General features: G+C 38.1%; 18 protein-coding genes. 13 read left to right on the forward strand and 5 right to left on the reverse strand.

From position 1 onward, the window contains the following. Window positions 1–12 precede the first annotated feature (12 nt). Both OOA_RS07885 and OOA_RS07890 read right to left on the reverse strand, forming a co-directional pair. The gene (locus OOA_RS07885) at window positions 13–276 is read right to left on the reverse strand and encodes a hypothetical protein (RefSeq protein WP_008911612.1); all 264 of its coding nucleotides are present in this window, start codon (window positions 274–276) and stop codon (window positions 13–15) included. Between the two features lie 197 nt (window positions 277–473). Next, window positions 474–3,320, reverse strand: a complete 2,847-nt coding sequence (locus OOA_RS07890) for a DUF2339 domain-containing protein (RefSeq protein WP_008911613.1) — start codon at window positions 3,318–3,320, stop codon at window positions 474–476. 741 nt (window positions 3,321–4,061) lie between these two features. On the opposite strand from OOA_RS07890, the gene OOA_RS07895 reads away from it, so the two are divergent. From OOA_RS07895 to OOA_RS07910, 4 genes are all read left to right on the forward strand, one after another. Next, window positions 4,062–4,985, forward strand: a complete 924-nt coding sequence (locus OOA_RS07895) for an AEC family transporter (RefSeq protein ID WP_008911614.1) — start codon at window positions 4,062–4,064, stop codon at window positions 4,983–4,985. 151 nt (window positions 4,986–5,136) lie between these two features. Beyond that, window positions 5,137–6,120 carry a class II fructose-bisphosphatase gene (gene glpX / locus OOA_RS07900; RefSeq protein ID WP_008911615.1) on the forward strand — a complete coding sequence of 328 codons (984 nt, stop codon included), beginning with the start codon at window positions 5,137–5,139 and terminating at the stop codon, window positions 6,118–6,120. Between the two features lie 293 nt (window positions 6,121–6,413). Continuing rightward, window positions 6,414–6,896, forward strand: a complete 483-nt coding sequence (locus OOA_RS07905) for a DUF4822 domain-containing protein (RefSeq protein ID WP_008911616.1) — start codon at window positions 6,414–6,416, stop codon at window positions 6,894–6,896. Window positions 6,897–7,054: 158 nt separating this feature from the next. Continuing rightward, window positions 7,055–7,840: a glucose 1-dehydrogenase gene (locus OOA_RS07910; RefSeq protein ID WP_008911617.1), complete on the forward strand. Its 786-nt coding sequence runs from the start codon at window positions 7,055–7,057 to the stop codon at window positions 7,838–7,840. A gap of 58 nt (window positions 7,841–7,898) precedes the next feature. Here the strand turns inward: OOA_RS07910 and dtpA are convergent, their stop codons facing one another. Further along, window positions 7,899–9,368, reverse strand: a complete 1,470-nt coding sequence (gene dtpA / locus OOA_RS07915; RefSeq protein ID WP_008911618.1) for a dipeptide/tripeptide permease DtpA — start codon at window positions 9,366–9,368, stop codon at window positions 7,899–7,901. Between the two features lie 1,297 nt (window positions 9,369–10,665). Between dtpA and OOA_RS07920 the strand changes: the two genes are divergently transcribed. After that, window positions 10,666–11,697, forward strand: coding sequence for a tetratricopeptide repeat protein (locus OOA_RS07920; protein ID WP_040690881.1), 1,032 nt, complete (start codon window positions 10,666–10,668; stop codon window positions 11,695–11,697). Window positions 11,698–11,845: 148 nt separating this feature from the next. Here the strand turns inward: OOA_RS07920 and dpiA are convergent, their stop codons facing one another. Then, complete coding sequence (gene dpiA / locus OOA_RS07925; RefSeq protein ID WP_008911620.1) at window positions 11,846–12,529, reverse strand: two-component response regulator DpiA; 684 nt, start codon at window positions 12,527–12,529, stop codon at window positions 11,846–11,848. Continuing rightward, complete coding sequence (gene dpiB / locus OOA_RS07930) at window positions 12,522–14,159, reverse strand: sensor histidine kinase DpiB (protein ID WP_040690883.1); 1,638 nt, start codon at window positions 14,157–14,159, stop codon at window positions 12,522–12,524. Before dpiB ends, dpiA begins: the two co-directional genes overlap by 8 nt. A 369-nt stretch (window positions 14,160–14,528) precedes the next feature. Here dpiB and citC point away from each other — a divergent pair, with 369 nt between their 5' ends. The 8 genes from citC (at window position 14,529) to OOA_RS07970 (ending at window position 22,740) form a co-directional block, all read left to right on the forward strand. Beyond that, the gene (gene citC, locus OOA_RS07935; RefSeq protein WP_008911622.1) at window positions 14,529–15,605 is read left to right on the forward strand and encodes a [citrate (pro-3S)-lyase] ligase; all 1,077 of its coding nucleotides are present in this window, start codon (window positions 14,529–14,531) and stop codon (window positions 15,603–15,605) included. Further along, entirely contained in the window at window positions 15,602–15,898 is a 297-nt protein-coding gene (gene citD / locus OOA_RS07940; RefSeq protein WP_008911623.1) for a citrate lyase acyl carrier protein, read from the forward strand. Before citC ends, citD begins: the two co-directional genes overlap by 4 nt. Continuing rightward, window positions 15,898–16,794 (forward strand): citrate (pro-3S)-lyase subunit beta, encoded by an 897-nt coding sequence (gene citE, locus OOA_RS07945; protein ID WP_008911624.1) that lies wholly within the window; start codon window positions 15,898–15,900, stop codon window positions 16,792–16,794. Before citD ends, citE begins: the two co-directional genes overlap by 1 nt. Before the next feature lie 61 nt (window positions 16,795–16,855). Continuing rightward, the gene (gene citF, locus OOA_RS07950) at window positions 16,856–18,331 is read left to right on the forward strand and encodes a citrate lyase subunit alpha (protein WP_419177168.1); all 1,476 of its coding nucleotides are present in this window, start codon (window positions 16,856–16,858) and stop codon (window positions 18,329–18,331) included. Between the two features lie 4 nt (window positions 18,332–18,335). Beyond that, entirely contained in the window at window positions 18,336–18,881 is a 546-nt protein-coding gene (gene citX, locus OOA_RS07955; protein ID WP_008911626.1) for a citrate lyase holo-[acyl-carrier protein] synthase, read from the forward strand. Further along, a complete protein-coding gene (citG, locus tag OOA_RS07960) occupies window positions 18,862–19,776 on the forward strand; it encodes a triphosphoribosyl-dephospho-CoA synthase CitG (protein ID WP_008911627.1) in 915 nt (304 codons plus the stop codon). Before citX ends, citG begins: the two co-directional genes overlap by 20 nt. A gap of 246 nt (window positions 19,777–20,022) precedes the next feature. Next, window positions 20,023–21,456: an anion permease gene (locus OOA_RS07965; RefSeq protein ID WP_008911628.1), complete on the forward strand. Its 1,434-nt coding sequence runs from the start codon at window positions 20,023–20,025 to the stop codon at window positions 21,454–21,456. 228 nt (window positions 21,457–21,684) lie between these two features. Beyond that, the gene (locus tag OOA_RS07970) at window positions 21,685–22,740 is read left to right on the forward strand and encodes a 4-oxalomesaconate tautomerase (protein WP_008911629.1); all 1,056 of its coding nucleotides are present in this window, start codon (window positions 21,685–21,687) and stop codon (window positions 22,738–22,740) included. The last annotated feature ends 13 nt before the right edge of the window (window positions 22,741–22,753 follow it).

The following is a 22,753-nucleotide window of genomic DNA, read 5'->3' on the forward strand; positions in this document are numbered from 1 at the left end:
TAAAAATAGCAATTAAGATTTTTTGTGAACTATGCGAAATTGACGGCCATTAAAACGCCTATCAGTTGTTATTTCTACAAGTTCTAATCGATTAATTTCAATGTATTCACGCAATGATTCAATATCACCTGAATCTTGAGTAGTACTTTGTTTCAATAGGTGTTCTACCTTTACACCTTCATTCGGAGTAACGACTTCTGTTGCTTGCGCAAATACGGACGCACTGGTGAACAATGCAATTCCGATAAATAATTTCGAAAAAAAATGTGTTTCCATTAAATTCCCCTTATTGCTTGCCTTTGTTTTAGCGCAATACCCTGTCAAAAAATACAGGTAACAAGTAAGAATTTGGTGAGAATTGTAAACCAACAAGTAAATACAAACAAATTCAATAGATTACAGTAAGTTTTAAAAACAAAAATAAACCGCCAAAATAAACACCTCTAATAGCGGCTATTTCTGTTTATTGATGATTAACCTTCATCATCAAGTTTTTCTGCTTCTTTTTCTTGACTATTTTGGGGCGGAAGTGGCGAAAAATAGCCAACAACTAAAATCAGTACAGCGACAACAATAAAGCTTATTGCACGTGATAAACCATCTTGCCCATAAATATCAACTAGGAATAATTTAGCGATAACACAAATGAAAATACCTGCCCCTAAAATCCAACTCACACGGTTTTGTTTTATACTTGCAAACACCATAAAACCTAAAGCAACTAGCGACCAACTAATAGACAGCACTGTTTGAACTAACCTTGAATCAAATAGTGATCCAAACTCCCAATTGATATTAGCAAGATCAGATAATGCTCGTAATATAATACCGTTGAACCATAGTGCGGAAAGTGCAATAACCGAAAAATCTAATCCTCTAAAAATAAACAGATCAAGCTGGGTCACTTTCTTCACTTTTTGCACTATTCCTCGCCGTATCAATAACAATGAAGCGATACTAAATAACCCTGCCTCATCCAATGGATTTATAAGTGGTATATAATTCCAAAATGTTAATTTTCCATCCTCAAAATTAGCCACAAAAGAAAGTCCAATTAAAACAATAATGACTGGTAAGAAACTATACCAATAAATCATGCCATTACGTTTCATTGGCGGCATTTTTTGTATTTGTAGCCAATACATTATCAAGATGGTCAATGTTATTGCCATCACATAGATGAAATAGCCGAGCTCTGTCATTCCCCAAGGTAAAATTTCAACAAACCAATTTACTTGTGCAGCAATAAAAGTGAGTATGAGCCAAAATGTTGCGCCATGTAATACACGCCGCATCCAAACATTGCGCGCTTTATGGGCATGCATTACAAACAGGATAGAGCTGCCTAAGATAACAGGCCAAATTAGCGACCCTTCTCCTCTCCCCATTGGATTTTCATTATTAATAAAATCAAGCGCTAGATAATAATAGCCAATTATCCAAATAAACGATTGGCATAAAAGCAGAGGTATCCAGTCAGCCTTGATTGCAAGGAAACGCCAAAGCCATACAGAGATAACAACCAACATCATAATAACAAAACTTTCGGATTGAACACTCCAAGATAAAATATCAGTAATCACTGGGATCCATAAAAACCAAATAATTAAACCAATAAGTAGAAAACCATAACTAATCGCATTAAAATTATGTGATATTGTGCGGCGAATATAGAACATTGCACCAGCACAGAAGCAAGCCATAAGTAAAACAGGAACCATATAAGTACTCGCTTTACTCCATTCATATACAGAAAAACCACTTAATAATATTGCTGCGCTCACTAAAATCAGCAATACACCAACTGATATCAGTTTTTTATTTCGTTGCTGGAAGCCATACCACAATAATAATAACCCTTCTACGGACCAAATTATGGATGTCCATTCGAAAGTTAGTGCTAATAGAATAGCAATAGTGACAAAACAAGCGCCAATTACAATATACCCTAAGGCCAAGCTTTTTCCAGATTCGGTATAGCGCTTATGAATTTGGAACCCAACAAGTAAATAAAGTATGCCTAGTAAAACAGCTGAAGATGCTGGCAAAAAGTCAAATTGCCAAGAAATCATATATTGTAAAAATAGACTGATAATAGGTGGGATAAATAGCAATGTATAGTCTACAACCATTTGTTTATCATGTTGATAACGTAAAGCAAATAGCTGAGTTAAGACATTAAATACGATAAGATTTGCAATAAGGAATATTTGGCTAGAGAGATAGTATTCCGTCTGATAGTGATTCCATCCCCATAGAATGGCGACACTATAAGTCATAAACATACCGACCAGATTTAGCGGGCGCCACACTTGCCATACGCTGATCACTAAAATTGCAATAGATAACATCAAATAGTAAGAAAACAGTAAAATATGATTACCACCCCCAACTGAGAGCAGTACAGGTGCTAAGTAGCCGCCTAAAGATGCCAATATAGCTAAACTAATCGCTCGTTGTAACAAAGCAAGAATAATACTAGCCGCACAAATCAAGGTCATGCCAACAAATGCCAGGCTGTAAGGCAGCATGGTATACAGTTTAAATGCAGCGAAAATAGTAATATAAAAACATCCAATGGCGCCGCCTTGTAAAATCAAGGCAAATAGCAATTTCTTATGGCGAAGATACCAACCCATTCCAAGTAATACTAAGCACCCTATTGCGCTAATCATTAAGCGCATTTTTGGTGATAGCACATCATTCTGTATGCTAAATTTAAGTAAATAGGCAATACCAAAAAATAACAGTAAAATCCCAATTTTCGCCAATGGGTTACCTTGCCAAATCCAACTAAAGAAATGATTGAATATAGACCGATTATCATCGCTTTGATTATTATTAGTATTTGTTTTTATCGAATGATTATCAAAACGATTAACATTAATGTGATTGACTAATTCACGTGATTCATTCAATCGATTGATATCACTCTCAGAATTCATTAATTCAGATGTTTGATGTTGGCTTACTTCAATTAATTTGATATTAATTTGTGGTAGCTCTGCCTGCATAGCAACAGCAGATCCGAGACGAGGGTATATATTCTCTGATAATTTATTAGGTTTATTTTTAGATGAATCGGCATGCGTTTTTTCACCTTCAGGCAAGGATTCATTTGATAATACTAATTCAGTCTGATTCTTGATAACCCCCTCAGACCGTTGTTTTAAATCGAGTTCTAATAATGTGATACGTTGATTTTGCTGTAATAACTGACGCTCCGCTCGACTTGCACGGTTAATGGCCATGATTGCAAGTATGGGCGAAATTATCATCAAAGTAACAACAATGAACCCTACGAATATCCAAATATCCACAAAATAGGTTTCCCTAATCATTAAATTTGCAATTAGTCAGATTAACATAGACAACACTAACAAGCGTAGATAGCGTTTAACCTAGAACCAACCAAATTTATATTCAAAATAAATATATAAATACGACAAACCAGCTCGATAAACTGACATGGACAATAGTTCGAATCGATAGAGTTCACTTACATATGTACCATATAATCTCTTAAAGTATGATGGGTATCATCAATTATTACAAATTGGTATTACCTTATTTTAATAGATGATAATTTTCTCTACCTTCAAACTAACATCTCGTTATATCTAGATGTACATCTTTTAAGCAATCGTCATGACATTCGCCTTGCGTAAGTACTGTATGAATTGTGAGCCACATAACGCCGTTTAGTTCATCAACTTTATGCTTTAGGGTAATGGCTTACCCTAAAATAAAAGACAATATCTGAAATACTATTTACTTTAATTTTGATTTTTATCTTAATAGTATTAAGATAACTCAACGACGAATGATTATCGTAGCTTTGATGAAATTTGCGCTATTCTTGTAAATTAAATGCTCTTTATTATTATGACTTTCTTTTTTTGATGAAAATGACCTTATTTAATAAAACGTATTAATTATCTGTGTTTATTTACATATTTTTGATATTTACACATTCATATTTCCATTAAAGTAATGCCATTTTAAAGTGTAAAAAAATATTAACAAAAGATATTTTTTTATTTCATATTATGAGGGACTTTATGTTATTACAAATAATTTTGGCCGCACTTGGGCCTATCATCCTAGGTTTAGCTGTAGGGTGGTTGTCAGGTAAATACGGTTTTATAAAACGTGAATATTCACAAGCGTTTGCCGACTTTGTCGTTAAAATTGCATTACCTTTTGCCCTATTCCTTGCCGCTGCGCAAGCGTCACCTTCAGTATTACTGAATGTAGATTATTTACTCGCACTCGCTGTTGGGCTAATTGTTTCTTATATTATTGGTTTCTTAGCGGGTAAAATATTCTTCAAACATGACAAGAAAGATGCTGCTATGCAAGCGCTGTCGGTGTCTTTTCCAGACATGGCTTATTGTGGGCCACCCGTCTTATTAGCCACTGTTGGCTCATCAGGCTTAATAGCCATGGTCCTTGGGAACTTAATCTATACCATTATTATCATTCCTTTTACTTTGCTCATGATAAGTGGCAGACAGCAAAATAACGGTATTTTAAAATCAATGGGAAAAGCGGTTGCACAGCCATTAGTTTTCTTACCAATTCTAGGTGCTTTACTTGCTATTTTCGGCGTCAAATTACCTGAAATTTTGCAAAATTCAGTCAATGAATTAGGTAAAACAGCAGGCGGTGTCGCGTTGTTCTTCCTTGGATTATTGCTCTCTGGCATTAAGCTAAAAATCAATACTGAAATTATTTTCAACGTTTTTGTGAAAAACTTCGTACAGGCTGCATTGATTCTCGGAACGGGTATCGCATTAGGCCTCCAAGACGACATGCTGAAAGCTGCATTTATTATCGGGGTATTACCAACAGCAACAGCTGTACCCGCATTAGCAATTAGTAACAAAGCCTATACTGAGACTGCCGCAGCAACGGTTTTACTCAGTACTCTTGCTGCACTTATTTCTATTATTGGTGGTATCGCTATCGTCGAATCACTCTAGATCCAAGTGGCAGGCTAGTTTTAGTCTGCCTTCTTCTTTGAATACCCATCTGCTATTGGTTTATCACTCACGTATTTGCAAGGTAGTTCACAAAAAAAGTATCATATACTCAAATACCGTTTCTTTTTTGCATTCAGGGAATAAATAAACAATGAAAATTAGCGATGAATTAGCTTTTGCGATCGCTTCGGTTACTGAAGTGGCCGCTTTAGCTGCTTTTGACTGGGTTGGAAAACAAGATAAAAATGCTGCTGATAAGGCAGCTGTTGAAGCAATGCGTAATCGCCTTAATGAAATTAACTTTCAAGGACAGATAGTCATTGGCGAAGGTGAAATTGATGACGCTCCAATGCTGTATATTGGTGAAAAAGTGGGTAATCAATCTAGCGATTATAAATTGGATATTGCTGTAGATCCTATCGATGGCACCCGTATGGTTGCCAGCAATGAACATAATGCTATCGCTGTTTTAGCCGCTGCGCCAGCAGGAACACTCTTACAAGCACCTGATATGTACATGGAAAAATTAGTCGTTGGCCCAGCAGCCAAAGGTGCAGTTAACCTCGACAATCCATTAGAAAAAAACTTGGAATATCTCTCTGCAGCACTTAATAAGCCTATCTCTAGCTTATCGATTGCCATTTTAGATAAGCCACGCCATCAACATATCATGCAGATATTACGTAATTTTGGCGCTAATGTCATTGCCATACCTGATGGCGATGTTCTAGCTTCACTATTAGCAGTGTTACCTGAACATCAGATTGATATGATGTATGGTACTGGTGGTGCGCCTGAAGGAATTATCAGTGCTGCAATTGCGCGTGCACTAGGTGGCGATATGCAAGCTCGCTTGGTATCTCGAACTCAAGCCAAAGGTGATAACATCCAAAATCAATTATTAGCAGAACAAGAAGCTCTACGTTGCCATCAGATGGGCGTTAATATTGGTGAAATTCTCACCCTTGAGGCAATGGTCAGTACTGATAATGTTATATTTGCAGCAACAGCAATTACTCCAACGATTTTAATGGACGGCATTTCTCATGATTCTTATAGCCGCACAGCAAATACATTATTGATTAATGGTCACAATCGCTCACTAAAAACTATCAATAATCGATATTTTAATTAATTCAATGTTAGTACTGGCATTAACATTCGTGCCAGTATCATTCTAATTTAGATTACTATTGTAAAGCTAATTTACTCGCGAAATGATTAGTAATAGTTTTAATCTTTCCATTTCCATAATTTTCATCTAACTTTATAGGTAGATTATTTTTATCCCTTAATTTACACACAAAATAATTCAAATTTCATGTCAGTGATTGTCGATACTATTTTAATAAGTTTAATTAGATATTCGCAATACACTTTATGTAACTTGAAATATGGCGAATATGATTATTCTATAACGGAGTTTTTATGAAATTAAAACCTATTGTTGCCGCAGTATTTGCATTGTCTACTATGATGGCGTTTACTGCTCAAGCAAATTCAACTGCAAAAGTTGAAGCCTCCGCTGCCGTTGCAAAAAAACTCAACGCCTATGAAGATATCATGGTTGATAAAATTTGGGTGACAACAGAAGCTCTCGATCAAGACAAAAAAAATGTTGACCCTACAAATGAAAATGTCGCTAATTTCTTTGGGCTTGCAGAATATTACCCAGACGGTACGTTTAAAATGACGACACTTGATGGTAAACCAAAAATGCAAGGCGACTGGTCATTTAGTGACGACGGTAAAAGTCGTTCAATTACAGCGAAAAATGATAAAGGTGAAGTTTTATTCACCCGCGTTGTTGAAAACGTCACTGTAACACCTGAAGAATACACTTATCGTATTTATCCAGCACAAGATGATAAAACCAAGTATTTTGATATCGTTCATCAAGTCAAAAAGTAATCTGATTTAATCTACTGCAGCCTTTTGCATAATTCGAAAGGTTGCAGTGAATATTCCCCCCCTTCCCCATTGAATGTCATTTTTATTTCTTCCCTTACTCTCTAAATATGCATTTTTAAACTAGGCTTTTAGGAATATCCATTGAAGGGAAATTGCTTATGTATCAAGATTTATACGCAAAAGTCGCTATAGTCACTGGAGCATCTTCAGGTATTGGCGCCGGAATTGCTGAACGCCTTGGAAAGGAAGGAATGAGTGTCGTCATTAATTACCACTCAGATGATAAAGCCGCCAAGCTAGTTGCGGAAACCGTTGAAAAGGCTGGTGGAAAGGCTGTTATCTATCGAGGCGATATAAGTGATGAGAAACATGCTAGCCAAGTCATCGATTTTGCTGTGGAAACATTTGGCCAGTTAGATTTATTGGTTAACAATGCAGGAATTGAAATTCAAAAACCCAGTCATGAAGTCGAACTTGATGATTGGAAAAAAGTTATTGATGTGAATCTGACGGGCTTCTTTCTCACTTCAAAAGCAGCCATTCACTATTTTCTTAAGCATAAGATAAAGGGCAGTATTATCAATATGTCTTCTGTTCATGAGATCATTCCATGGCCGACCTTTGCAAGCTATGCGGCTAGTAAAGGTGGAGTCAGAATGCTGACGAAGAGTCTTGCTCTTGAATATGCACCACACGGTATTCGCATTAATAATATCGGCCCTGGAGCAATAGAAACACCAATCAATAAAGAAAAACTGACAGATAAAGCCAAACTTGCCTCACTGCAAAAAATGATCCCAATGGCGCGAGTTGGGAAAACAGATGATATTGCCAATGCCGTAGCGTGGCTGGCATCTTCACAAGCGGCCTACATTACAGGGATCACACTGTTTATTGACGGAGGGATGACATTATATCCATCTTTCCAAGGTGGCGAAGGCTAAAATGACAAAAGAGCCATAAAATGGCTCTTTTCAATTATCACAGTTTGGCTAAACTGAATTATTCACGTTCTAACGTCATACGATTTAACATTGGTGCGGTTAATATCATCAAAATTGCAATTACACCTGTCGCAATACCAATCTTCAAGAATACATCGCTATAAACTGCAAGTGAATCAATTTTGCTGGTTAACTCGCCTTGTGGTACCGCAGCGAAGGATGCAACATAGCCTGCAATAAAAGATGCAGCAGAGCTTGTCAAAAACCATGCTCCCATGATAAAGCCCATCAAACGTTGAGGGACTAATTGTGCAATCATCGCTAGGCCTAAGCCAGAAATCATTAACTCACCAACACTCTGGAAGGCATAACAAATAACCAACCAATTAACAGACACGATACCCGCTTCGTTAGCAAATTTTGCACCTAGGGGTAATACAAGGAAAGCCGCTGAGCAGAGGACCATACCAATAGCGAATTTATGTGGCATTGGTAAATGGTCACCCATTTTGGTATAGATGGCAGCAAGAATGGGGCTACCAATCATGATCCACAGTGGGTTTAATGCTTGATATTGTGCCGGTTCAACACTAAAACCGAAAATTTCATGCTCAACGTTGTGCAGTGCAAAGAAATTCAGTGAGGTTGGCATTTGACTATACAGAATAAAGAATACTATCGCTTCCAGCATCAAAATAAATGCCACGATCATTCTACGACGTGCTATTCCATCTAATGCAAAAGTTTCCTTAATAAAGATAATAATAATACCTAACGAGATGATACCCAGAGCTGCTCGCGCAATATCCATGTTATGCAATAACCACGTTGAAATGGCGATCAATGCCACAACACCAACAATGGTTACCAATAGTTTTGGCATTGCTATTGGTAAAAAGTCTGGTTTAGAACCGTAAAGTGACACCCATTTCTTACACAGAAAAAAGTTAACTAGTGTAATAACGAGACCTACAACACTTAATGAGAAAGCAACATCCCATCCATAATGTTTTGCTAACCAAGGCGTTGCCAACATCGAGAAGAAAGAACCGATATTGATAGCCATATAGTACATTGTGAATGCACCATCTAGGCGTGGGTCATCTTTGTCATAACAGGTCGACAATAGGGATGATGGATTCGCTTTAAATAAACCATTACCGACAGCAATAGTTGCAAGACCAACATACACAATTGATACATCATGACCGGAGTATGCGACTAACGCATAACCTGCAATTAGAACTATCGTGCCAAGAACGATAACTCGTTTTGTTCCTAAGACTTTATCTCCTAACCAGCCCCCAATTGCCACAAATCCATAAACTAAAGCAGCAAAAGCAGAAAACAAAGTTATGGATTGCACCTCTGACATACCAAGTACTTGACTAAGATAAATCGGGAGTATCCCCTGTAGACCGTAATAACCAAAACGTTCCCAGAGTTCGATGGAGAAAATTAAATAGAATGGGCGAGGTTGCTTAAACGCGTTAAGACTGACTTCCTCTTTGTTGTTAGTTGTGGACACTAGTTACCTCGATGAGAACCTGTACCTAAGCAAAAAAAGTAAAACGGAGCGCTAGTTGCACTCTCAGCGTTGTTATGGTCTCAAGAATTAATAGTTAAAAAATTCAGCCTTTAAAGATACCCGAAGTTTAATTCACTGACGCTAATCCCTATAAGATTTAGCATTAAAGTAAACATCTATATCCGCAAGCGATGATATTTTAATCGCAAACTTAAATTCAATGAGTTAAAACATTTTTGATTATTTATTCAACATTGATAGAGGTAAATACCGCTAGGAATGCGAAAACTAATAAACAATATACGCTACTTATGCACCAAAAATAAAGATTTAGATATCATAATTTCTATGCCAGTAGCTTGATATCATGTTTTATTTGGATTATTCAGCTTATTGGAATGAATAAAAAAAAGATTTGTTAACAGTAAATAACTTCAATGTATACATTATGTTGAGATTTTTATGCTTATTTTGGTCAGTGAATTTTTAGGTAAAAATTAATCATTCAATATTATTTATTGATAGGTTGATTTTCATTCAATTGATTTATTGGAAAAGGCTAAAAATAATAATACGTTCCATTTAAAACTTTATTAGCTAATTATTTATTTTTATATCCAACCCTATATGTGTATGAAAAAGGTTGTTGATAAAGTAACCAGTTTATTTGTTTATCATCTGCTAATACTTTAATGAATATACTCGTAAAGCTTTCGGTCATACGAGTACTCCTATTAAAACCTGTATCTTTGAAGGTCAACTTTTAATCTAGTTAAAAACACTTAACTTAAGATGAGAATAATCAGTAAAGACCAACTATTCCTATAACCGAATAGGCTTATAAAATTTTTCTAAAAGCTAAAGATGATATTGTTTGTCAGCTTGTCATTGCCTGTCCTATTTTGATGATCGAAAATGCAAGGCGAGCAGAGGGGGAATTATTTTGGATAAAAAAAAGCCCAGCTAATTGACTGGGCATAATGCATTCTACTCAAGGATCTTCGTTACTTCATTTAAAACTATCATTGCATAGATGCATTATTGCATTACTTCATGTAAAGAAATGAATGTTGAGGGTAAATATATGAATGTCTACGCAAGCAAACAAGAATATATCTATTACTAAGACTCTGTGTTGGTGAAAAAGGTTCATCTTTTTTTTATTTTTTTTCCTCAATCTATTTCAATTCGTTGTATTAACCATTTTATCTTAAATTATTTAATCTGATTTTCATGATTGCGCTCATGAAAACAACAGGTTAACCTAGTAAGTAGAATATTGATGAAAGGAACCTCAGTGAAAAAATACCTGATCTCACTATTAATCATTTGTAGTGCACTTATGAACACAGGCTACGCTGATACATTAACGGCCCCCCAAAATAAACAAAAATTGATTGAAAATGCGCAAGAAGGAATCGCAGAAGCACAATTCAATCTCGCTATTTTATATCAATCAGAAAAAAAATTTGCAGAAGCCGCGAAATGGTATCGTTTATCTGCCGAGCAAGGATTCACTAAAGCACAAATCAATCTCGCTCTCCTTTATCAGCAAGGTAAAGGTGTAACTAAAGATAGTAAGCAAATGCTGTATTGGATGCAAAAATCCGCTGATGCAGGTGACCCACTAGGCCAAATGAATATGGCTGAGTATACACTTGAGGGTATTGATAAAAATCTGATTAAAAATAAACAACAAGCTCAAAAGTGGCTAGAAAAAGCCGCTGCTCAACATTTTCAGCCTGCGGAACTGATGCTCGCATATTGGTATGAAAAAGGCGTTGCAATCACAGAAGATCCTCAAAAATCGCAACAAATTTATCTTTCACTGGCAAAGAAAAATAACCCTCAAGCGCTCTATCTTCTTGGTTACCAAGCTGCAACCGGTATGTATGATAACGTCAATTACCAGCAAGCCTATCAATATTTTTCTCGTTCTGCACAGCTGGCGTTCTCACCTGCTCAAAATAGCTTAGGAATGCTTTACCTTCATGGCCAAGGTGTCAAAAAAGATGTTCCATCTGCGATCAAATGGTTAACCTTAGCGTCGGAACAAGGTGAAATTTCGGCTCAATTTAATCTTGCTCTTATATATGCTCGAGGTGATGGTGTACCTGCTGATCAAGCCAAAGCATGTCGTTGGTTTATTAAAGCAGCGCAGCATGGTAATCCTGATGCGCAATATGCCAGTGGTGCATGCTATCAATATGGTATGGGGGTTACACAGGATGATCAAAAAGCATTGTACTGGTACAAGCTTGCTGCAAGCCAGAGGCATGATCGTGCAGAAAAAAAAGTGCTAATTTTAGAAAATAACATCAAAAAATAAGCCTACTTTATTGAGTTACGATATTCTTAGAGAGTAAATATATCCCACTCATAATCGCTATAGAATTTCTAGTTCCTAGTTCCCAGTTGTAGAACGTTGTACTCCTTTTAGGAATACACGAACTACAACTTACCACTCGTAGTTTGTGCTATTTTTTAAGCGCTCGATAAATACGCTGAGGGCGCCCTACTTTGCCATATTCAATCTCAGCCTCTATTTTATGCTGCGCTAAACAATATTCTAAATATCGTCTCGCCGTTGTGCGGCTGAGCTTTATGGTTTCGGCAATCGTCTCTGCCGTATATTCCGCTTGCGGTTGTGTAAATAGTGATAATACTTTTTCAAGCGTCAGCGTATCAATACCTGTTGGTAGCTCTTCTTTAGCTTCACCACGTGCATAAGTATTGAACATATCATCAATCTGACTCTGGCTTGTATTACTATTAGCCTGTAACACTGATTTGCGTTGAATATAGCGATTAAGTGTTTGGCCTAAACGCTCATAAGCGATTGGTTTAACCAAATAATCAAATACACCCAAGCGAATAGCTTCTGACACGGTATCCATATCACTGGCCGCGGTTGTAAACACGATATCCGCATTATTTCTTTCTTGGATTAACTCATGTACCAGATCAATGCCTTTACCATCAGGTAAATAGTTATCGAGCAAAATGAGATCAGGCTTCATGTATTCAATCATTTTTCTTGCCTGAGCAAGATCCCCAGCAACCCAAACTTTGTCACAGGCAGGATAGGATTTAATATACTCACCATGCATTTCTGCCAAGAGTAATTCATCTTCCACAATGAGGATTTTTATCTTAATCATTTTGTATCTTCACTTTCGGAATAAATATAGAGAATAGAGTACCATGCGGTTGATTATCTTCAATAATAATCACACCGTCACACCGTTTAACATAAGAAGCAACAAGATATAAACCAATTCCATGGTTATCCTCTGATTCATTTTTCGTTGTCATTCCTCTTTCAAACCATTTATTTTTCATTTCAGATGGGAATCCACAACCTTGGTCTGCCACCTCTATGACAAATTCGGTCCCTTCATCGGAAAGATAGAGCTCAACGAGTTTATTACTTTTGGCATTTTTCAGACTTGCTTCAAATGCATTATCAAGAAGGTTACCTAAAATTGCGCAAAATTCTGTGCTGGTAAGCAATTGAGGCAACGTACTCAATTGACTTCCTGCGGTAAATTCCAATTGTAACCCTAACTCTCTCGCTCGGTGATATTTCCCAAACAGTAATCCTGCAACTTGTTTATCGGTAAATTGATTACGCAGAGCATCAATCAATTGCTGCTGAGACTCAGATTCACCTTTAATCATCGCCAGCGCTTGGTCATACTCTTTCATTTGTAAAAGTCCACTTAACGTTGACATCCAATTTAGATGTTCATGGCGTAATGCGCGCAAATTGTCAACGTATTGGCGTACTTGTGTCAATTGAGAATTTAAAGATTCAATATCATTTTGGCTGCGGAAACTCACTACCGCTCCCACGAGATGATTTTCATCTAACAGTGCAATACGGTTGGCTATAACATTGAGCCCATTCAATGAGCAAATAACATCATGTTGCGTTATTGAAATATCGGTAGTAAAGAAGGTCGCTGGTGTCACTAATTCTGCAATCGAACGACCAATTAACTGGTTAGAAGGTTCAACGAGGGAAAGCATTTGCCGTGCATTGTGATTGATATTAATAATATTGCCATTGCAATCAACCGCAATAATACCTTCAAAAACGGCTTCGAAAATTCCTTTTTGCACCACGACCATTTGGGTAATTTGTTCAGGTTCCATACCTAACATTTGTCGACGAATCAACAGCGCGAAAACCCAAGATAAGAATAATAAAATAACCAGAACACCAAAAAATGTCGCACCCGTTTGAACAAATAGCTCACTACGTGATGTTTCTATTTTATTGGTTAGATAACCGATAGAAACCACGCCAATCACTTTACCTTGCTCATCAAAAATAGGCGTTTTAGCTCTGACCGCATTGCCTATAGAACCTTCTCCGCCAATAAAATAACTTTCACCACGCTCTATGGCTCCAGATTTATTCCATTGCATCTTAAAACCAACTTGGTTTTCATTGGGGTGATATAAGCGCACGGAATTCTGATCACCGATAACTACATAGTCATAATCAGAATCTTGATTGAGTTTATCAGCAATCACTTTAAGTTTTTGAATATTTTTAGTTTTAACTGATTGAACAATAGCATCCATGGATGCTATCAATTTTGCCTGACTCATCGCGAGTGAGCGAATGTTGGCCATCAAGCGGTTCTCTGCGGTATCTGTGAAGTACTTACCCAAACCTAACGTGAGTACCACGGAGACAAGCAATAAAAGAAGAAAAACACGCACTGAAAATGAAATTGACTTGCTTCTTATAAATGGATATCGCAGATGCTGTTTTTTCATTTGATGCCCTATTACCTACTGAAAAGTAAAATAAATGTTACAACAATAAATATTAGATTATCCATCATCGAAGGCATCTATCCAACTAATAAAATACATATTGATAATTAAACACATTAAAACCAAAGAATAAACAACATATTCAATAATTAAAAACATTAAAACCATTAAACAAATACAAACTCATCGTAGAAACATGAAATAGGTCAACATTAATAATTAGATTAGCTTTAATATAAATATCAAACAGAGTAATTAAATAAAAAGCTAATGTGTCATTCATTAAATTAACAACAAAATTTTTATTTAATTAATTTTAACATTAGTAACAACTTAAAAACATTTCTATATGAGATGCAGGATACTAATATGTTCCAAAACATAACGTTTAACCAAGTAAAACGTCATGAGAACAGAAAACTCACTGAAATTTCTCAGTTTTTAAAAGAGAATGATTTAGATATTGACTCTAGCATTGACGTTTTCATTACTATTACACGCAATGAAAAATTAATTGCATGCGGTGGTCTTGCAAAAAATGTTATTAAATGTGTTGCTATAAGTGACAGTGTTCGTGGCGAAGGTCTTGCATTAAAACTTGCAACCGAATTAGTTAATCTCGCCTATGAAAATAACACTACACATTTATTTATTTATACAAAAACACAAAATGAAAGTTTATTTCATCAATGTGGATTTCATACTCTCGCGACCGTTCCCAACATTATGGTATTGATGGAAAATAGTGGCTGCTATTTAAATCGCTATATTAGTCGATTGAAAAAACAGCGTAAAGAAGGCACAAAAATTGGATCGATAGTGATGAATGCTAACCCATTCACTCTTGGACATCGTTATTTGATTGAGAAAGCAGCTAAAGCTTGTGATTGGTTACATCTCTTTGTTGTCAAAGAAGATACTTCACGTTTTCCTTATAGTGCCAGACTGGAGTTAATTGAAGCTGGAACAAAAGGAATTGAAAACCTAACTATTCATAAAGGTTCCGAATATATAATTTCTCGTGCCACTTTTCCGTGTTATTTCATCAAAGATAAAGCGGTTGTCGATAATTGCTATACAGAAATAGATATTAAAATTTTCCGTCAACACATCGCTCCAGCACTTGGTATCACTCACCGTTTTGTTGGAACAGAACCTTTTTGCAAAGTCACCAATAAATATAACGAAGACATGCGCTTTTGGCTCGAAACGGACACGCTTAGTGACCCAGCGATTGAGTTAGTCGAATATCCACGAATGGTCTATAACGGCACGGCGGTTTCCGCCTCACAAGTACGTAGACTGCTCGCTAAAAAAGATCTTGCGGCGATCAAGCCGATTGTACCTGAGGCAACTTATCAATATTTAGAGAATATGTTGGCTTCTGGTTCTACAACGACTTCCACTGCCGTCGAAAATTCTGAATTAGTAACAGGTGAACTATGAAAATACTCCACGCAGCAGTTGCCGGCACGCTTGAATCAAGTGATGCCATGGTACGAATAGAACCTTTAGAAGACACACAAGAAGTCTCAATACAAATTAGCAGTAGTGTTGAAAAACAGTTTGGTGATGCTATTGAGCAAGTAGTGCTTGAACTGATTAAGCAATACGATATTCAAGGTGCTCAAATTATTGTTGATGATAAAGGTGCTCTTGAATGCGTATTAAGAGCACGACTAGAAGCATTACTTGCACGAGCTTGTGACATCACAGCACTACCTTGGGAGGATAAATAATGACTCCAGAAAGAAAAACACGTACTCGCAGAAGCATGCTATTTGTGCCAGGCTCTAATGCCGCGATGCTTAGTAACTCTTTTATTTATAAAGCAGATGCCTTGATGTTTGACCTTGAAGACTCAGTCACTTTACGTGAAAAAGATACTGCTCGCAGATTGGTCTACCATGCACTGCAACACCCATTGTATAACGACGTTGAAACCATTGTCCGTGTCAATGCGCTTGACTCAGCCTTTGGTGTCGCTGACTTAGAGGCTGTCGTTCGAGGTGGTGCAGATATTGTTCGCCTACCAAAAACCGACACAGCACAAGATGTTATTGATATCGAAAATGAAATATTACGTATTGAGAAAAGTTGTGGCCGCGAAGCCGGTAGCACAGGCTTACTTGCTGCGATTGAATCTCCGATGGGTATCACACAAGCAGTCAACATCGCACATTCATCATCCCGACTTATTGGCATCGCATTAGGTGCCGAGGACTATGTCCGCAATTTGCGCACCGAGCGGTCTCCAGAAGGCATTGAACTCCTCTATGCTCGGTGCGCCATTTTACAAGCTGCACGCTCAGCAGGTATCCAAGCGTTTGATACCGTTTATTCTGATGCAAATAATGAAGAGGGTTTCTTAAAAGAAGCCGCTCATATTAAGCAACTTGGTTTTGATGGTAAATCTCTAATTAACCCTCGTCAAATCGAGCTACTTCATAACTTATATGCTCCAACCCAAAAGGAAGTGGATCACGCTCAACGTGTTGTTGATGCTGCTAATGCAGCAGAACAAGAAGGTCGTGGTGTGGTTTCACTAAACGGAAAAATGGTTGATGGTCCGGTAATTGATAGAGCACGCTTAGTGCTATCTCGCGCGGCATTATCAGGTATTCGGGAAGAGTGAGGCATTGACGATGACAAATATGACACAGCGCCAGGCTCGCTTATCAGCCTATATAGATCCTATGACTGACAATTCACTTCGTGAATTTAAAGATATCGGTAAAGTACAGCAACAAGTACAAAAACCAAGAAATCGCAAACTGTGTGATGACCTACAAATTGCGATTCGCCGTTCCGGCTTAAAAGATGGTATGACCATCTCATTTCACCACGCATTTCGTGGCGGCGACTTAACCGTCAATCTGGTGATGCAAGTTATTGCTGAAATGGGCTTTCGTAATCTTACCCTTGCCTCCAGTTCATTAAGCGGCTGCCATTCACCACTGGTTGAACATATTCGCCATGGTGTGGTGAGTAAAATTTATACTTCCGGTATTCGTGGACCATTAGCAGAAGCTATTTCACGTGGTGAGCTTGCAGAACCGGTACAAATTCATTCACATGGTGGACGCGCTAATCTAATCCACAGTGGCGAGCTTAAAATTGACGTGGCTTTTATTGGTGTACCTTCTTGTGATGAGTATGGTAACGCAAATGGCTACACTGGTGAAGCAAGCTGCGGATCGTTAGGCTACGCCAAAATTGATGCAGAAACAGCGAATAAAGTTGTCATGCTAACGGAAAATTTACTTCCTTATCCACACAACCCAGCAAGTATCAAACAAGACGAAGTTGATTATATTGTAAAAGTTCAACGTGTTGGTGATGCAGATAAAATTGGTGCAGATGCAACACGTATGACGTCTAACCCGCGTGAGCTATTAATTGCGAAAACTGCCGCAGACGTTATCGAGAAATCAGGTTACTTCAAAGATGGCTTTTCATTACAGACAGGAACTGGTGGAGCTTCATTAGCTGTTACACGTTTCCTTGAAGATAAAATGCGTCGTCACAATATTTGTGCTGGATTCGCACTAGGTGGTATCACATCAACCATCGTTGATTTACATGAAAAAGGCTTTATTCGTAAATTACTTGATGTGCAGAGCTTTGACCGTGCAGCTGCAATGTCACTGGCAAGAAACCCAAACCACATCGAAATTAGCGCTAATCAATATGCTTGCTTTGATTCCAAAGGTGCATCCGTTGATATGCTAGATGTTGTGGTATTAAGTGCACTCGAAATTGACACACGCTTTAATGTTAATGTTTTAACTGGATCGGATGGCGTGATCCGCGGTGCATCGGGTGGCCATAGCGATACGGCTGTCGCGTCAAAACTGTCAATCATTGTTGCACCTTTAGTTCGTGGTCGCATCCCAACTCTGGTCGATGAAGTGATCACTTGTGTTACTCCGGGATCTAGTGTTGATATTTTAGTCACTGATCACGGTATCGCAGTTAACCCTACTCGCCCTGAATTGAAGCAACAACTTGAAAGCCAAGGGATCAAAACCGTGTCAATTGACTGGTTACGTGAACGCGCAGAGTTGTTAACTGGTAAACCTAATCCGATTGAATTTACAGATAAAGTCGTGGCTGTTGTACGTTATCGCGATGGTTCTGTCATTGATGTCGTGCATCAGGTTAAGGAGTAACACCATGTTTTACCCACTGCCTGATACGATAGAGCAATCTGAAATTTCTTTACCTGACCTGCTGAAAAGCCGTGATACCCGTCAGGCTAGACAGCAGGAATGGATTGGTCTCCATCAGGTAACCCTGATTTCTTTTACTGTCGTTTTTCCTGGACCTGTCAAAGACAATCATCTTGTTAGACAAGTCTTCAATCAGGGGTTAAATGCGCTTAAACAGATCGCTCAATGCAGGCAGTGGGTACTTTTATCACAACAATCTTTTGCATTATCAACAGGCCCCGAATGTTTTGTCGCCGTTGATGCTGATGCAATTGCTGTCAAAAAAGCCTTAGTGGAGGCAGAAGAATTATCCCCTGTAGGTCGTTTATGGGACTTCGATGTCTTTGACGCCAAAGGGCAACAGTATTCACGTAGCGATCTGAATCTTCACGCTAGACGCTGCTTAATCTGTGAACAAGAAGCAAAAATTTGTGCTCGTCAGCGCACTCATCAATTGAGTGAAATTATCAATCAAATCGAGGTGTTAGCTAATGCGTCCAATCATGATTGAGCATTTAGGATTATTAACACAAGATACCGTACATTATTACAGCCAACTGGGTTGGCAAGCCATGATGTCCGAAGTGAATTTAACCCCAAAACCTGGGTTAGTTGATAGATTAAATACTGGCGCGCACAAAGATATGGCACTGACTGATTTTCACTTGAGTGCTAATGCCATCGCACAACATTTCCCTGCCTTTTTATTGGCAGGAGCTGAATATAAAGATTTACCCATTCAACAGGTTTTAGCCAAAATACGTCCTATTGGCATAGCCTGCGAAGAATCAATGTTTCAAGCCACTAAAGGTGTCAATACACATAAAGGCTCGATATTTTCATTAGGCTTAATGCTCACTGTGATTGGTAGACAATTAGCCTTGGGTACCCCCCTCAATGCGGCGTCAATCAGCCAAGAGATAGCACATATGTGCCAAGGCATCACAGCTGAACTTACACATAAAACGGCTAATCCAACAGCAGGACAAAGACTTTATCAATCTTTTGGTTTAACCGGCGCTCGCGGTGAAGCAGAGAGTGGTTATCGGTTAGTCATTGATTTATCCCTTCCCTACTATTTAAAACAACTTATTGAAGGGAAACCTCAAGATATTGCCTTACTTGAAACATTAATCCTCTTGATGGCAAACAATGATGATACCAATGTTGCTAATAGAGGTGGTATTCAAGGGTTATCATGGTTAAAAAACCGAGCTCAGGCATTGTTAAATCAAGGTGGAATAATGTGTTCTACCGATTTAAACAAAATTAAAGAGTTCGATAATGAATGTATAACTAAAAACCTCAGTCCAGGCGGAAGTGCTGATTTGCTAATTCTAACGTGGTTTTTAGCTCGCTTACCTTATTCAAAAACAGGATTAATCTCACCAATTAATAACAATTAAATATTTACCATTATGGGGAACAACTGGACATATTAAATTAAAAATAAATTTAAATTAACTTCCAATTATTGCTTTAACGAATTTATAACGTATTTGCTACTTATATATAATTAACTTTATCTGAGTAAATTATTACTTATTCAAGATACAGCTATCTACCAAATACGTGAATTAACAAATTCCTAATATTAAAGTTAATACAATTTAATATTAATAAAATTTAGTATTAATTAAGGAAATTGGCCTATGCAAAAAGATAAAATATGGAAGCTATTAGTGCTAATAGCGATTCCCATAATAATATCGCTAATACCCACGCCAGAGGGGCTACCACATATTGCTTGGTTGTTATTTGGTCTTTACTTAGCTGCTATCGTTGGGCTGGTATTAAAACCTTATTCAGAACCTGTAATATTGTTAGCCACAATTGCTGCAAGTGCCGTGGTAATTGGTGTAACTGGAACTTCAGATGTCAAGGCGGGTGAAGTATTAAATGGCTATGCCTCTGGTACAACGTGGCTAGTATTTGCTGCTTTCACTCTTAGCGCTGCATTTGTCATTACAGGGCTAGGGAAAAGAATCTCCTATGTCTTGATTGATAAGCTAGGCGGCACAACATTAGGTTTGGGTTATGTGACGGCAATTCTTGACCTCGTCATTGCACCTGCAACTCCATCAAACACTGCCCGTGCAGGGGGGATCGTCTTTCCTATCATTAACAGTGTCGCAGTAGCTTTGGGATCAGATCCCGAAAAAAGTCCACGCAAAGCGGGTCATTACCTGTTAATTAACGTCTATATGGTGACTAAAACCACCAGCTATATGTTTTTAACCGCTATGGCACCAAATGCGTTAGCACTCGCGATGATGAGTGACATTATGGGCATCCATTTAAGTTGGGGTGGATGGGCGCTTGCAGCTTCTGTTCCTGGCCTCATCATGTTGGTTTTAACCCCGTTAATTATCTACAAACTGTATCCGCCTGAACTTAAAAAAGTTAATAACAAAGAAATTGCAGCCAAAGGTTTAGAAGCCCTCGGTCCAATGACAGTTAGAGAGAAATTGCTTGGTATTATCTTTGTTTTAGCTTTGGCAGGATGGATATTTGCAGGTCAAATTGGTGTCAGTGCATCTACCGTTGCTATTTGCGTAATGGCCTTAACCTTAATTTTAGGCGTAGTCACTTGGGATGACGTCTTAAAAAATAAAGGTGGCTGGAACACCTTAATTTGGTACGGCGGTATCATCGGGATGTCAGGCGTACTAACAAAAGCAGGCTTCTTTAAATGGTTAGCTGATGTGATGGGGCAATACCTCTCCTTTGGTGACCAAGCAATGCTAGCCTTCTTCGTCATTATGTTTATTAGTGTTGCAATACGTTACTTATTTGCCTCAGGTGGTGCGTACGTCGCGGCAATGGTACCCGTGTTTGCAACTGTCGGTATGGTAGCCGGTGCACCTCCAATGTTACTCGGCCTTGGCTTGCTATTCTCTAATGCTTACGGCGGCAGCTTAACTCACTACGGAGGCGCGGCAGCTCCAATCATTTTCGGTGCTGGTTACAACGATATTCGTTCATGGTGGATTATTGGTGCAATCATTGGATTCTTAAGCTTACTGGTCCATATGACAATTGGTTTAGGCTGGTGGGAAATATTAATTAACTCTGGATTAATTTAATTAATACGACATTAGTAATAAGAATTAAACATAAAAATTAAATAATAATGTGGGACCCAATTATTATCTGGGTCCCACTTAATCATTAACCTTCTCTTCCTTTTATTTTGCTAAATTTTTGGCAGCCATACTCTAATACCAATAAATGTATGACGAGTATATACAGCTTATTTCATGCCATTTACAGCATAAATAATAAGTGAGCAATATTTTCAAATAGGAACACAGATGAAAAAGATACCTTGTATGTTGATGCGTGGCGGCACATCAAAAGGCGTATTTTTATTGGCTGATGATTTACCTGATAATATCCAAGAACGCGATGAGCTTATTTTAGCCATTATGGGTTCTGGGCATGCTTTACAAATTGATGGTATTGGTGGCGGTAATCCACAAACCAGTAAAGTCGCTATTATTAGCCGTTCTACTCATCCAGATGCCGATGTCGATTATCTATTTGCCCAAGTATCTATTACAGATCGCATTGTGGATACCGCGCCAAACTGTGGCAATATTCTATGTGCTGTTGGCTCTTATGCCATTGAAAAAGGCCTAATGCCAATCACTGGTGATAAAACAACTATCCGTATCCGTAATATCAATACCAACACTTTTGTTAATTCAACTGTCCAAACACCAAACGGTCAAGTCCTATATGATGGAGACACGACAATCGCCAGTGTTCCTGGCCATGCAGCGCCTATCGCTCTCACTTTCCTAAATGCCTGCGGTACCAAAACCGGAAAATTGCTGCCAACTGGTCATGCTATCGATACCTTTGATGGTGTTGAAGTGAGTTGTATCGATATGGCAATGCCTGTCGTATTAATTGATGCACCACAATTGAATAAAACGGGTTATGAAACTGCTGAGCAATTAGAGGATGATAAAGCGTTTATGCAGCAACTTGAAAGCATCCGTTGCCAAGCGGGTTTAGCAATGGGGCTTGGCGATGTCAGCAAAAAAGTGATCCCAAAACCTATTTTAGTCTCCCCCGCCATTCATGGTGGCACTGTCAATGTACGCTATTTTATGCCGCATAAATGCCACGGAGCACTTGCCGTAACGGGTGCGATTGCGATCGCAACAGGCTCGATTTTAGAAGACAGCGTCATCAAGCGTTATCTAACAAAAAATGTCGATATGGAGCATATTTCCATTGAACATCTTAGCGGTAACTTCGATGTTTCACTGAATCAGCAAGGTAATTTCCCTGAAGGATTGCAGGCATCAATTATCAGAACAGCCAGAAAATTGTTTTCTGGTGATGTATATGTGCCTTAAAAGAATAAATAAA

Origin of the sequence: Providencia burhodogranariea DSM 19968 (genome assembly GCF_000314855.2) — a bacterium.
GTDB lineage: Bacteria > Pseudomonadota > Gammaproteobacteria > Enterobacterales > Enterobacteriaceae > Providencia > Providencia burhodogranariea.